Origin of the sequence: Sphingobacterium kitahiroshimense (genome assembly GCF_025961315.1) — a bacterium.
GTDB lineage: Bacteria > Bacteroidota > Bacteroidia > Sphingobacteriales > Sphingobacteriaceae > Sphingobacterium > Sphingobacterium anhuiense.
This window is the reverse complement of record NZ_JAOQNK010000001.1, coordinates 1657019-1670221: the sequence shown is the minus strand read 5'-3', so window position 1 is coordinate 1670221 and position 13203 is coordinate 1657019. Positions and strand designations below refer to the sequence as shown.

At 33.8% G+C, this 13203-nt stretch carries 12 protein-coding genes; 10 read left to right on the top strand and 2 right to left on the bottom strand.

Annotated features, from left to right (window positions below; all coding sequences use genetic code 11):
- Positions 1–353: 353 nt before the first annotated feature.
- A complete protein-coding gene (locus tag M2265_RS07585; protein WP_243655443.1) occupies positions 354–794 on the top strand; it encodes an NAD(P)H-dependent oxidoreductase in 441 nt (146 codons plus the stop codon).
- Between the two features lie 15 nt (positions 795–809).
- Here the strand turns inward: M2265_RS07585 and M2265_RS07580 are convergent, their stop codons facing one another.
- The gene (locus M2265_RS07580; RefSeq protein WP_207902458.1) at positions 810–2036 is read right to left on the bottom strand and encodes a helix-turn-helix transcriptional regulator; all 1227 of its coding nucleotides are present in this window, start codon (positions 2034–2036) and stop codon (positions 810–812) included.
- 1183 nt (positions 2037–3219) lie between these two features.
- Between M2265_RS07580 and M2265_RS07575 the strand changes: the two genes are divergently transcribed.
- Positions 3220–3672 carry a hypothetical protein gene (locus tag M2265_RS07575; protein ID WP_132771184.1) on the top strand — a complete coding sequence of 151 codons (453 nt, stop codon included), beginning with the start codon at positions 3220–3222 and terminating at the stop codon, positions 3670–3672.
- Positions 3673–3843: 171 nt separating this feature from the next.
- Here M2265_RS07575 and M2265_RS07570 read toward each other — a convergent pair whose 3' ends face one another.
- Entirely contained in the window at positions 3844–4722 is an 879-nt protein-coding gene (locus M2265_RS07570) for a hypothetical protein (RefSeq protein WP_132771185.1), read from the bottom strand.
- 727 nt (positions 4723–5449) lie between these two features.
- On the opposite strand from M2265_RS07570, the gene M2265_RS07565 reads away from it, so the two are divergent.
- The 8 genes from M2265_RS07565 to M2265_RS07530 all read left to right on the top strand — a co-directional run bounded on the left by M2265_RS07565 (position 5450) and on the right by M2265_RS07530 (position 13124).
- Positions 5450–5920 carry a hypothetical protein gene (locus tag M2265_RS07565; protein WP_132771186.1) on the top strand — a complete coding sequence of 157 codons (471 nt, stop codon included), beginning with the start codon at positions 5450–5452 and terminating at the stop codon, positions 5918–5920.
- 371 nt (positions 5921–6291) lie between these two features.
- Positions 6292–7473: a hypothetical protein gene (locus M2265_RS07560; RefSeq protein ID WP_132771187.1), complete on the top strand. Its 1182-nt coding sequence runs from the start codon at positions 6292–6294 to the stop codon at positions 7471–7473.
- A gap of 176 nt (positions 7474–7649) precedes the next feature.
- Positions 7650–8777, top strand: coding sequence for a Fic family protein (locus M2265_RS07555; RefSeq protein WP_207902459.1), 1128 nt, complete (start codon positions 7650–7652; stop codon positions 8775–8777).
- Positions 8778–9015: 238 nt separating this feature from the next.
- Positions 9016–10215 carry a hypothetical protein gene (locus M2265_RS07550; RefSeq protein ID WP_132771188.1) on the top strand — a complete coding sequence of 400 codons (1200 nt, stop codon included), beginning with the start codon at positions 9016–9018 and terminating at the stop codon, positions 10213–10215.
- Positions 10212–11432, top strand: coding sequence for a hypothetical protein (locus M2265_RS07545; protein ID WP_132771189.1), 1221 nt, complete (start codon positions 10212–10214; stop codon positions 11430–11432). Before M2265_RS07550 ends, M2265_RS07545 begins: the two co-directional genes overlap by 4 nt.
- A 38-nt stretch (positions 11433–11470) precedes the next feature.
- A complete protein-coding gene (locus tag M2265_RS07540) occupies positions 11471–11740 on the top strand; it encodes a hypothetical protein (protein WP_132771190.1) in 270 nt (89 codons plus the stop codon).
- A gap of 327 nt (positions 11741–12067) precedes the next feature.
- A complete protein-coding gene (locus M2265_RS07535) occupies positions 12068–12394 on the top strand; it encodes an immunity 53 family protein (protein ID WP_132771191.1) in 327 nt (108 codons plus the stop codon).
- A 259-nt stretch (positions 12395–12653) separates the two neighbouring features.
- A complete protein-coding gene (locus M2265_RS07530) occupies positions 12654–13124 on the top strand; it encodes a DUF4826 family protein (protein ID WP_132771192.1) in 471 nt (156 codons plus the stop codon).
- Positions 13125–13203: the final 79 nt, after the last annotated feature.

Here is a 13203-nt window from a genome sequence, read left to right as displayed (position 1 = left end):
ACGAAGAACTTATTAAGCAACATCCATACATTATTCAGCGTATTCCGCAACATTATATCGCATCCTATTTAGGTATAACTTCTGTTTCATTAAGCAGGATACGAAACAGACGATAAGTTCATTTACTCACCGGTTTTTTGATTATCTTTTGTGTTCGTGAATCGCTTTGCGATTTCTTAACAATTGCTATCGTCCAACTATTTGCTACTTCCCAACTTTGCAGAGTAAAATTTGACAAAGTAAAAAATGAGAGTAGTAATGGTATTTAATCATTCCTATGAGGGTAGTTTGGTAACGCAATCTTAAATGCTGTAACCAAAGAGCTTACAGGTGCAAATCACGAAGTTGATCTGATGCATCTTGATAATGATGGATTTAATCCAGTAATGTCAAAGACAGATTTGAAAGCATTTGTCGATCACAAACCTGTGGATCCACAAGTAATAGACTATAATGTACGTCTGGAAAAAGCAGGCCACCTAATTTTCATTTTTCCCATTTGGTGGGATCTGATGCCTGCAATGACTAAAGGATTTGTTGATCGAGTTCTTACTCCAGGAGTTGTGTACGACCACCATCCACGGGGTTTTGGTTTAGTACCACTTTTAAAAAACTTAAAAGGTGTGACAGTAATTACAACCATGAATAAGCCCAATATAATGTACTCCCTGCTTATTGGTAACTTAATTAAGAAAGCAATGATAAAAAGCATTTTCAAAACGATGGGTTACAAAAATCTTAAATGGATTAGCTATAATAAGGTAAAATCAGTTACTAGGACGTATACAGCATAGTTATCGAGCATTTATTTATTTGGTTAATTCAGATCGATTGTCGATATCTAATATTTCATAAATTATTTTTAAGTGGTATTTAACAGTGTTTTCTGAAATAAACAATTCATTTCCAATTTCCTTATTTGTTTTTCCTTTTCTAATCAGTTCAATGATTTCGAGATGACGAGGCTTCAAATTATACTTTTCAAGGTTTAAGTATAGTTGATCATTTTTATTTTCTGCAGTATGATTGATATAGGATTCTAGCTGAATTCTCATACGCGCTATTTCTTTTTCAATTAAAAGTCTTCGTTGTTTATTTGATTGAAAAAGTTTAAAAAGAACGAAAATTAAAATACACAGCAATATAATTATAGTGCTGAGCACGAGTTGCATATTCTTCTTATTATTCAATTCGATGTCACTCCTTTGTTGAAGCAGCTCTTTTTCTAGATTATTAAGTTGTCCGCTTCTATTTGCAGCATCATATAATTTTCTCTGTCGTGTTACCTCACTTTGCGCCAGGTATGCTTCTTTATATTGCTCATTGGAGGTGTAATAATAGATTATGGTCTCTAGCATCGTGATTTTATAAATATCTATTTGAAACTTCTCGGCATAGTCCATTCCTATTTCAAAAGCTTTTATTGCCTCCTTATGTTTTCCCATCAAATTATATAGCTCTACTTTTACTTTATAAATAATAGGTAAATGCTTGGGATTTTCTTTTTTTAGGAGTATAATACAGTTATCAAAATATTTATCAGCAAGGACATAGTTCCCTTTTTTCATTTCCAAATTGCCCAGGATACACTCATAAAATGCTCTAGTTTCATTTTTGATATATTTGAGGTTCTCTGGTTTTACTTGCAGAAGTAATTCGTTAAACTCTTTGTTTTTTTTCAGATCAAAGTAAATAAATAGTTGCTCAATTAGAACTCGTGTACTTGTTTCCTTATTATATTTCGTGTTTCTACCCGCTTTTTCTGCTAATGTTAGATTAGTCAGTGCTCCTGTATAATTATAGAGATTTTTGTACGTCAATGACTTTTGTAAGTAAGCGTGATATCGATCATAATCAGTAGATTTCGTGTCATTTATGATTTTGTCAAGCTTTACTATTGACTTCTCGTTTTGATTTTTATCATTAAAGTTTGAGATTTCAAGCTCCAAAGATTTATGATCAATGTTTTGACTATATAACTGCGTGAAATAAAGTGAAATTATAATAAATAATAAATACTTTTTAAAGAAAAACATAAATTTTATTGCAAATAATGGCTAACACCTAGTCCTTCCGTTAGGATATGTAACTAGAAATGCCCAAATATATGGAAAATTCAAAATAAATTCATTTAAAATATAATAGAAATACTTTTCATGTTTATTGATAAACAGATAATTCGACCAAAATGTTATGTCCTCAATTACATCTTACTATTCAATATTTTCTAAGGAAGATGAATATACTTTTATGAGGCACTATTCTCGGGTAGGATCTGAATACTACCCATTAAAAGGCTAAAACTACCCTAATAGAATTTGTTCATTAACCTCTTACAGACCGATATTTGTACTAGTTCATAAGAAAACAAGAGTTTTAAATATGTTTTGTTTTTCTTATCATTTTATTTAGAATAAAAGTTATTTTACTATGATTATTTCCTGCACAGTTATTGGGACATTAAGTGTTATCTTGATCGGATCTTGCCTTAGTTATCCTAACCCTACGTTAGCATTCTTTAATCTACAGAACATTTGGGGAAAAGTGTTGATCAGATCTACTATTCTTCTTAGTTCCGTTACTATGTTATTAATCAATTTAAATTTTTTATTTCCAAATATGATTTTTATAAGTGTTGTGCCCAGGACAATACAGGGGTTGTGTATATTCTTGGGGCTAATAGGTTTGCTTGCTACATCAATTTTGGTAATCCTTAGATGTGTTCAGAGCTGGTCTGCCGTATATGTATTTGGAAAAATGAAGGGTACAGGGTATCTCGTCGGACTTTTATTTTGGTTATTTAGCTCTATGATACAGCTTATAATTATTCTTTTTGCTACAGCCTATTTATAACAATTTGTGGAGATTCTTCGCGTACTGCGACGACATCTTTAATGATTTCTGTTGCGATTTTACCAGGAAAACACGCTCGCAGATTATTAACAAAGTGTTCTGATGTTACTGACTATTTAATCAGTTAACCATAATGAAGGTTCATCTTCAACTTACTATATCTATGAGCAGTATACATACTCATATTGATTTGTTCCATGCATTTAATTCACCGGGTAGTATTATTAACTACTTGGTGAATTAAGTAGTTAGTAATCAATCTTATAAACATTCGGTAATTGATGCTTACTGGGTAGTTGCCATTCAATTAGTTGCTTTATCATCTCTTTTAATTTATTTTTAAATATTAAATAATTCTTTATCATTATGAAATTTATAATTATTCTGACACTAACATTCATGACTTGCTCTCTGGAGTCCTTTGGACAATCGGTATCATTAAACTTTAACACCTATCAAACAAAAAACATTAAAGAGAAGCACTATCCATCAACATTAAAATACTTTGCGAATAATTATCCTGCAACATTTGTCATTACACTGAATTCGGAATCGGGTACTTACGATTTGTTTTTGGATGATAACACATCAAAAGTCAGATTAAGTGCAATCTACGATCCTCAAAAAACAAAGTCAGAGCGGATAGCTTGGAACGATAAAACATTAAATTGCTATCAGGTTTCAAATGGAGATTACTTTTATATTGTAAAGACTTCTTTTAAATCCCTAATAGAAAGAAAAAGTTACTTTAGCGACGGTTCAATTTGGATATATTGGTCTAAAACAAAAGCTGGAACAATCACAAAATATAATCGATAACTTTACTAAACACTAAGCTTTGATACATTACAAAGCTTGATCAAAATCCATCTAAAGTAAAACAACACTTTATTAAACGTTTAGGAGGGAAACCAAAATATATCAAAAAAAAGCCCATCTTAATTTTAAAATTAAGATGGGCTTTTTTTGATTATAAACTAGTCTAGATCGCTATTTAATTTTTATTAATTTTCCATTTTTCTGTAAATCCACAATGCTGACCACAGCATTGTTTTCATTAGACCATTTATCCGGATTTAAAAATATATTACCCATAGTTGTATTTAATAGATAGACCCAAGCATCTTGCGAACCGTTAACTTTATAGCATGAAATGGTATTATTTTCTTTTCTTAACTCCTTCGTTTTCGCATCATTATAAGTAATATCATAATTCATTTTTAAAGTACCATTTTCAAAGTATTTAAAATTATAAACTTTTAATTCTGTAATAACTTTTAATTCAAAATATGAGTTTGTAGGGACAGAAGTCCAATTTGTAAAGCCTTCCCAGGTTCCTTTAATTTGCTTATTTGTTGATATAAATTTTACTGGAAATTTCTTTGCTGACTGAACAGCAAGATTTGCTGAATAAACGGATTTATTACCGATAGATTTTTCAAAAGTATAGATTTTGGCATTGGAAGAAGACGTCCATTTAGTAGGATTAGTCCATATTTCGTTCAAAGTTATATTTTCGGTCCATAAGTAGTCATCTGACCCGGTATATCGATAAGCCATCAAATTTGTATTAGCATTATTCTTTTGTATTTTCTTTGTTTCTGCTGGATCGTATACAACATTATTTTTAAAAATACCTGATGAAGAGCCTCCAAAGTCTATATTTATCGTAAATATTTCATTATCCAATTTTTTAATACTTAAAATAGGTATAAAATCAAATTCCTTTTTAGAACTCAACCACTCAACCGGCCATTTTTTACTGGTCTCATTGAACTCTTTGAAATAAGGTAATTTAATAGAGGTTTGCGAGAAAGCATTCATGCATGTTATAATAATTGCAAAGAGGAGTGAAAATAATTTTTTCATAATAATGTAATGTTACTAAATTTACTAAAAGATAATTATGTGGATTTTTTGTTTAAAATTAAATCGTAATGGGATGAAAATTTTGACGTAGGAATATTTTTATAAACCATTTTCAAACATATTTTTGTCATGATAAAGGTAAATCATATTGATCTAGATGTTATAAATATCAAGGGTAGTAATTCGTGTAGTTTAAATATAGTCGACAGGTAGTATATATCGAATATTCCAAAATAATTATTAAAATATTCTGGAGTTGCTAGTTCAGTATTTTCTAAATGCCTAAATAGGACCGCTTGCTTTTCTATTTTGAAAGCTGTTTAAATGGTATGATAACCGCTGTTTGCATCTTATGCATTAATAATATCTTAAAAGGATTAATATTAATATTCGACAGGTTATCTCTTTAATGCTAATTTTGAGCAATAATCTCCTCTGACTTTAAAAGTCCTTAAGAAAAGTAACCTTATCAAATAAATATAGACTCCGAAAACAACTCCATTTATGCACTTTCAAAAAGCTTTTAGTTCATTTAGCAGTTCTTGATAGGGTGCAATATTATTTTCATTCCTTTATAATAATGACCTCATAACTGTCAGTGTAGTAATTATTTATAGATATTACTACCCTTCGTGAAATTTAAACTACCCCTAATACTACTCTCGTAAAACTGCAAGACATGATTTTGCCAACCTATCTTTGCAGAAGAATAAATTATTAAATGAATATGAAAAAATATCTATTGCTTTGTATTGCTTTATTGGCAGCTTTACCAGCTATTTGTCAAATGTCCGATTTAGGATATAAAAAATTAAAACTTGGAATGGCCGTCCAGGAGGCTCGAGAGGTGATTAACTTTAGACTAAAGGATGATATTGCAAAAGTAATATATGAAGGAGTGCCATTGGAATTGAGTTTCCAAGAAAGTGAAGGTCGTCTACAACTTTGGGTAATCACTTCATCATCACCTTTAGTTAGACTTAGTGGTATTGAAACTACATTAATTGGAAAAAATTATAAGCAAGTTAAAGCTTTGTTAGGGAATAAACTTGTTGCTATTGATATGGAAGGACCGTCGAAAACGCATTTTAAATATTATGTTAATAGAAAGTCTATCGAAAATGAATATACAAGCTGTATACTAGAATTTAATGATAAAGGTATTCTTCATAACATGATGTCTGTATTTAATCCCTAACAAGCGATTTAACAATTTCAAAATGATGATCTCCTCCAGATTGTAGAAACATTGTAAAGTAGAAAAATTCCAGTTCTGACCTGATTTTCTATAACATTTTAAGCGTTATCCTTTACTAGATTACTATGGGATACTATTGTTGAGGAAATTGAAAAATTAAAATGAATCAATCAAATTTCGCATAAATCATAAAAGCCATTCTGCCAAGAATGGCTTTTATTTCTTAAATATAATCATCATCAATAACATTTTAATGTTATTTTAGGAGGAGATTAATGATAGACTCTAACTAACCAGTAAAATTCTTTTTAATACTAACTTGATGGGATATGCAGTGCAGCAAACATCGGACAGACAATAACATGTATTCAATGAACAGATATATCCTAGTTTTTATTATAGTTCTATCTGGATTACAGGTCTTTTCCCAGTCCACATACTCCAATACTTCTGACAGTGCCGCGTTATACCCGAAACAATATGGGACTTTCAAAGATTACGCATTTTTGCTTAATGGAAAGCTTATCAAGCGAAAGGCTTTGCTTAATAATCCAGAAGCTAAGCTGAATAATGTTTTCTCGAACAGTATTACACTGGAAGCTAAGCGTTATGCCGGAGCAGTATATTTTCATACGGAAGAGCGGTATGCTCCTCATGTCCGATATGCCGATCAACCGGCCTATTTCATTAATGGCAGACAGGTTAGTCCTTATCAGATCCGGTTGATCAAGTTGGAACTCTATAAGCGGATCTCGAAGTCAGTACAGGATACAACGATAAATGGTGGCCTTTACCGGGGTTCTATACATGTAGATACCGATGAAGATTTTTTTGCAGACCGTATTGCCTTGCCCGATCTTATTGAAAAGTATACCGGTTTAAAACCTGAACTGGTCACCGTTCGTTGGCTCGGTTCTCAAAACCTATATAATAGTGAAAATGATACGGGTACGATAATCCGAAGTAATTTTCCACTGTATTCATTCAAAATCGGTAATTTATCCGTTGAGAAAATAGAGGTAGATCGTGTCCACTTCGCTCAGGGTAAGCGGTATGTGGTTCATCTTAGTGATTACAGTTATAAATGGAGTAAATCTAAAGCTGCATTATTCTTTGAAGAGCCTTTGGCTCTTGATACGGTATTTCCCTGTTATGTTTCGGACTATGATATGCAAGAATATAGTATTTTTACTCACGCAGAAATTGATCCGATGGTCTATAATGGTCTAAATTTTTACCTAAAGAAATTATCATCGACAATGGAACTTCTTGCAGTTAAACCGAGTACGGCTACACAGCCTGATTCGATTACCGTTCAGTTTATCGTGATGAAGAATGGTATGATTACCGCTCTAAGCAGTATCGAATCAGATAAACCTGGTCATGGAGACATTCTTTCTGCTATAAAAAAAAATGCCTGTGTCTGGTCTCCGGCCATAATGGGCGGTAGACCTGTTTTTTGTCATAAAAAAATGGTGATCTTCTATAGCATAGATAATAATGGAAAAATTCAATCATTAGATCGTGTTGAATACCGTTATGATCATCATTAACCGAATATAACCCACAGATATTTCAAATTTTGATGAATCACAGCTTAGATTCTAAATAAGCTGCAATATCACATTGGGGTGTGACTCAATAAGGTGATCTAAAGGACACTAATATTGTGCTGCTTATTTTGTGCGGATATTAAATAGTTTATTCTCCGCTTTTATTGCGGTGAATAATGCTTATATTTACCGCATACACTTTAGAAGCGATGGCAGTCTATATACACGAGCGACATAGTTGGACAGATTTCCAATGGGAAGATCAAAAGATACTTAATTTATTAAGTGAAGTTCGACATCTGCAAGGAAAACTTATTGGAAAAGTAGAGTTGCTAGGATTTGAATTACAAGATGAAGCAAACTTAGAAACACTTATACAAGATGTAGTGAAATCATCAGAAATAGAGGGTGAAATACTTAATCCAGAACAAGTTCGCTCTTCAATAGCTACTCGATTAGGATTAGATAATTCAGGTTTGATACAATCTGACCGACATATTGATGGTGTGGTAGAGATGATGTTAGATGCTACACAGAATACAGATAAGACCATAAGTATAGAAAGATTATTTGGCTGGCATGGCGCATTATTTCCAATCGGTAGAAGTGGCTTGTACAAGATTGATGTAGCACAATGGAGAAGTGGAGATATGCAAGTGGTTTCGGGAGGAATGGGAAAAGAAGTTATACACTTTGAAGGACCTAAAGCTGAACGTCTCGAAGAGGAAATGAAGAGATTCATAGGCTGGTTTAATACGGATTCTAGTATAGATCCAGTCTTAAAAGCTGCTATTGTACATTTATGGTTTGTGACTGTACATCCATTTGATGATGGAAATGGACGTATTGCTCGTGCATTAACAGATATGCAACTATCGAAAGCGGATGGTGTCAATCAACGCTTTTATAGTATGTCTGCGCAAATTAAACAAGAACGTAAGGAATATTATACGATTCTAGAGAAAACGCAAAAAGGCGATTCTGATATTACCAATTGGGTAGTTTGGTTTTTAAACTGCCTTAAAGAAGCTATTATTGCTTCGAATACGATAATAGATAAAGTCGTGAGAAAACATCACTTTTGGATGCAAAACAATGTTCATATCAGTAATGAAAGGCAACGTATGATGTTGAATAAATTAATGGATAATTTTGAAGGAAATCTGACTTCATCAAAGTGGGCAAAGATGACCAAGATATCGGCTGATACCGCATTACGAGATCTTACAGATTTAGTTAATAAAGGTATTCTAATAAAAGCAGATTCCGGTGGCAGAAGCACAAATTATGAACTAAATTGGTAGTCTTTTCATTTTTAACAGACTATAAGATACATCACCTTTTATCAAGATCATGAAAAGCCATTCTGCCAAGAATGGCTTTTATTTATTGAATATAATCATCATCAATAACATTTTAATGGTATTTTAGGAGGAGATTAATGATAGACCTTTATGCAACTAACCAACAAGATACTATTCAACCCTTATTTGATTGCTAGTGCAATGCAGCAAAAATCGGCCAGGTAATAAGATGTTTTCAATGAGCAAATATATCCTACTTTTTATTTTAGTTTTATCCGGATTAGAGGTCTTTTCCCAGTCTGCATACTCCCATACTCCTGATAGCGCAGCCATGTTCCCTAAAAAATATGGCGCATTTGAACACTATGCCTTTGTGCTTAACGGAAAGGTTATTGAGCATCAAACGTTGGTCGCTAATCCGGAAGCACAGCTAAATAATATTTTCCCTTATCCGATTAGGTTGGGAGGGAGGCGCTATCTTGGAGCCGTATATTTTCATACTGAAGCACGCTATGCGCCTCCAGTTCGAGATATTAATCTACCTGCGTATTTCATCAATGGAACTCAGGTTAGCCCTTATCAGATTCGTTTGATCAAGATGGAATTGTATAAGCGGATCGCAAAGTCAACACAGGATACCACGATAAATGGCATATTGTACCGGGGCTCCATACATGTGGATACCGAAGAGAATTTTTTTGCTCACCGTATTTCCTTGCCCGATCTCATCACAAAGTATACAGGCTTAGCACCTGACGAGGTCATCATCCATTGGCATCACACCCAATACAGGTATATTTACGAAGGCGATATTGGTATGATCATCGAAAATAATTTTCCGCTTTATTCATTTACAATCAGTGATTTATCCGTTAAAGGAGTGAGAGTGGATCGTGTGCATTTTGCCAAAGGCGATCGCTACGTGGTTCATCTTAACGACAATAGCTATAAATCTAGTTTACCAAAGACCGGTTTATTCATGGGAGATCTTTTAACTCTTGATACGATTTTTCCTTGTTATGTACCAGATTTTGATGTGCAAGAAGATGGTATTTTTAACTATGTAGAGGTTGAGCCAAGGCCTAAGAACGGAATAGATTTTTACCTGAAGAAATTATCATCGACGATGGGGCTTCCTGCAGTTAAACCGAGTACAGCTACTCAGGTCGACTCAATCACCGTTCAGTTTATCATACTCAAGGATGGTATGATTGCCAATTTAAAGAGCGTAGTGCCAGATAAACCTGGTCATGGAAACATGCTTAATGCGATCAAAAAAAATGCCTGCATCTGGTTGTCGTCCGTGCAGGGGGGCAGACCAGTGTTATTTAGACGGAAAATGGTGATCTTCTACAGTAAGGATCAAAAAGGGAATATTCAGTCGTTAGATGGTCTTAAATATCGCTACAACTTCGTTCAAACTAACAATAAACCATGATCACAGCCTATATGAAATATTACCAAATATTATTGCTCATGCTGGTTTGTAGCCTCAATGCGCAATCACAGCGACTGAGAGACAAGATCTTGGACAACACGCTGTTATACCCGAAGAAATATGGAACATTTGAAAATTATGAGTTTATCTTAAATGGTGCACGCATTGAGAAGGACGAACTGTTGAATTATCCGGAGGCCACATTTGGGCGCGTATTTGATTATAGTGGAGTACCAAAGATTAAATATCAAGGCGTTCTTTATCTCCAGACACCGTGGTATCCACCTTCACCAGCCGATCAGCATGCCGATGATCCGGCTTATTTTATCAATAACATACAGGTCAGCCCCTATGCCATCCGGTCTACATTAGTAGAAGAGTATACTGCTATTAGGCGATCGGAGCAGGATACTCTTATTGACGGTATTATGTATCAAGGTTCAATACATGTGGATACCGATGAAGATTTTTTTTCCAACCGCATGACTATTGCCGAGATCGTCAAGAAGTATACCGGTTTACCGCTCAAAAATGTCACAGTATATTGGCGCAGTCGCTATTGGGGACCTGCCAATCCTGGCGTTATCATCCAGGACCACTTTCCTTTATATTATATCAATCCCAAAGGTCTAGAGGAAGTCAAAGTTGATCGTGTTCGGTTTGCCGATGGCGAACGCTATTTCGTACATCTAGTAGACCAAGGATATCGGTACAACAATTTGACTGAAAAGGGTTGGGAGACACCCCAAAAGAATTTCGTGGTCTTCTTTAAACCTAGGGATTTTGATCCTAAAGCACCCTGTTATATAGCCGATTTTGATATTGCTGGCAAAGATATCCGTAGTCGTGCACAAGGGGAACCAAAGCCATCACTTGGAGAAGCGGCTTATCTGAAAAAGCTGTCTGCTTATATGGGCCTAGTTGCAGATCAACCTCAGGCAGAAACCACACGTGATTCGATCCTGGTGCAGTTTATTGTTCTTCATAACGGAGCAATTACTGGACTTGAATCCATTAGCTCGCAAAAGCCAGTTCATGCAAAGTTTCTACAGGCCATCAAGCAGCATTCCTGCGTTTGGACAGCGGCTTGGGAAAATAGGAGAACCTTATATTTTAAACGAAAAATGGTGATCTTTTACAGTGAAGATAATAAAGGAAATATAGTGTCGTTAGATAGCCTTGAATACCGTTACGATGCTCTTCAACCGACAAGCTAGGGAAGGAGTGATTATCTTATTTAAAGAAATATAAATTCATGAAAAACACTTTAAATTTATTAGAAAAGGTTATTAGTTTTTTATTGGAGAATAAGATTAAACATAATCATACAAAATTCTCTTCGGGAATTGTAATTTTAGATGTCTGGTACAATGAAAAGTTCTATGTGTTTCATTTTGAATCAAATCATATTGGTATATCAGAAGTTGATAATAATGTTGCATTTGATTCAAAAGCGGATAAAATTATTGAAGATGAAAAACTATTTGAAAATGAATTGATCTCTATTTTTAAGCCAATCTACTAGTCGAAAGATGTGGGACATTTATCTGTAAAATTTGCTAATCGAGTTAATGATATAGAAGATATTATAACTGTTTTTAGAGCTCATAGAGCAATGATACGGAAGGTGATCATGCAGTGGTAAATAATAATACATCTTATAGAGTTAATCAACAATCCTAAGAATAATAAAAGGCTTGTTTTTGAAACAATAAAACGTGTTGACTGCAAAGGAGCGGTCCATGTAGATAAAAAGACTGATGGCAAAAATTGAAACATCACTTGTTTAATAGAACGAAGAAGTAAGACTAAGACCTGTAACAGAGAAAGATATACCTAGGAAGAAGTAAATATGATAAAATGGTTACAAAATTGGTATTACCAATTATGCGATGGAGAATGGGAACATGAGAATCGTATTCGTATTGAGTCAATTGATAACCCAGGATGGAGTATTGAAATTGATATTAGTAAATGTGGTTCAGATATTTTACCTAAAAGTTGGACCCTATATGCATTATCAGATAATAATTGGATAGGATTTAAGATACATGACCGTATCTTTTATGCAGCTGGTGATCCCTTCAAGCTAGAAGTATTAATTAGTCTTTTTAGAGAGTTGACCGAAAAAGGAGAAATTAAAGACGAATACATCTGGAGTATTATTAATAGCAAATAGAAAGAGATATTTGAATGTAATGTTATCACTACAATTAGTTCTATTTGAGAGAAAAGTTATTGTTGAATATCAATGCGCTTGAATTACATATAGACCAAGACGTTATTGATGTCATAAGAAAACTCTGAAAGATGGAGGGGTTAATGATCTTGATGATTTTTTTTCTCAACCATGGATATCATACCAGGAGTCTTACAAACTGCTGGCAGACTTTGAAAGATGGGCTAAAGAAACAAATAAAAAAGAAAACAGAAGTATTATGAGCGATCATAAAAATATAAAATATCAAGCGTCGACCTTTGATAATATTGACGGGTTATCTAAAAAAGATAATAGTCATCTTTATGACTTATCAATAGAAGCTAAGAATTATCTATTGAGACATCATTGGTGTAAAAGTATTCTTTCAGGTTGGCTCGCTGTCTACTGGGAGGGAATATTAGGCATTTTCCTCTTTGAAATAGAGCCTGCTTGTAATGGTGTTGATCAGTTTGTTTGGATTGTTGTTGGTGATATTCCTCGTGCCTATATTGATGTGGAAAGTGGAAGGGATCCACGAAGTGCTCTGGGGAGTTATGTTACGATAATGAGAGATTGGGTAGAGGCAGTGCTAAATGGGGAACCTATAGAAGATTGTTATCCAGTAGAAGTTCCGGCAACAAAAGAGTATGCAGAAATTTTGCAAAATCGTTTAGATCTTTTGGATACGCTTATCATAGAGGAGCTGTGATTGCTGTAAGCTATTTATGAAACACAGCCCAATCTTTCACTGGATGGGACTGTGTTTTCTATCGGAAATATGTTTTTAA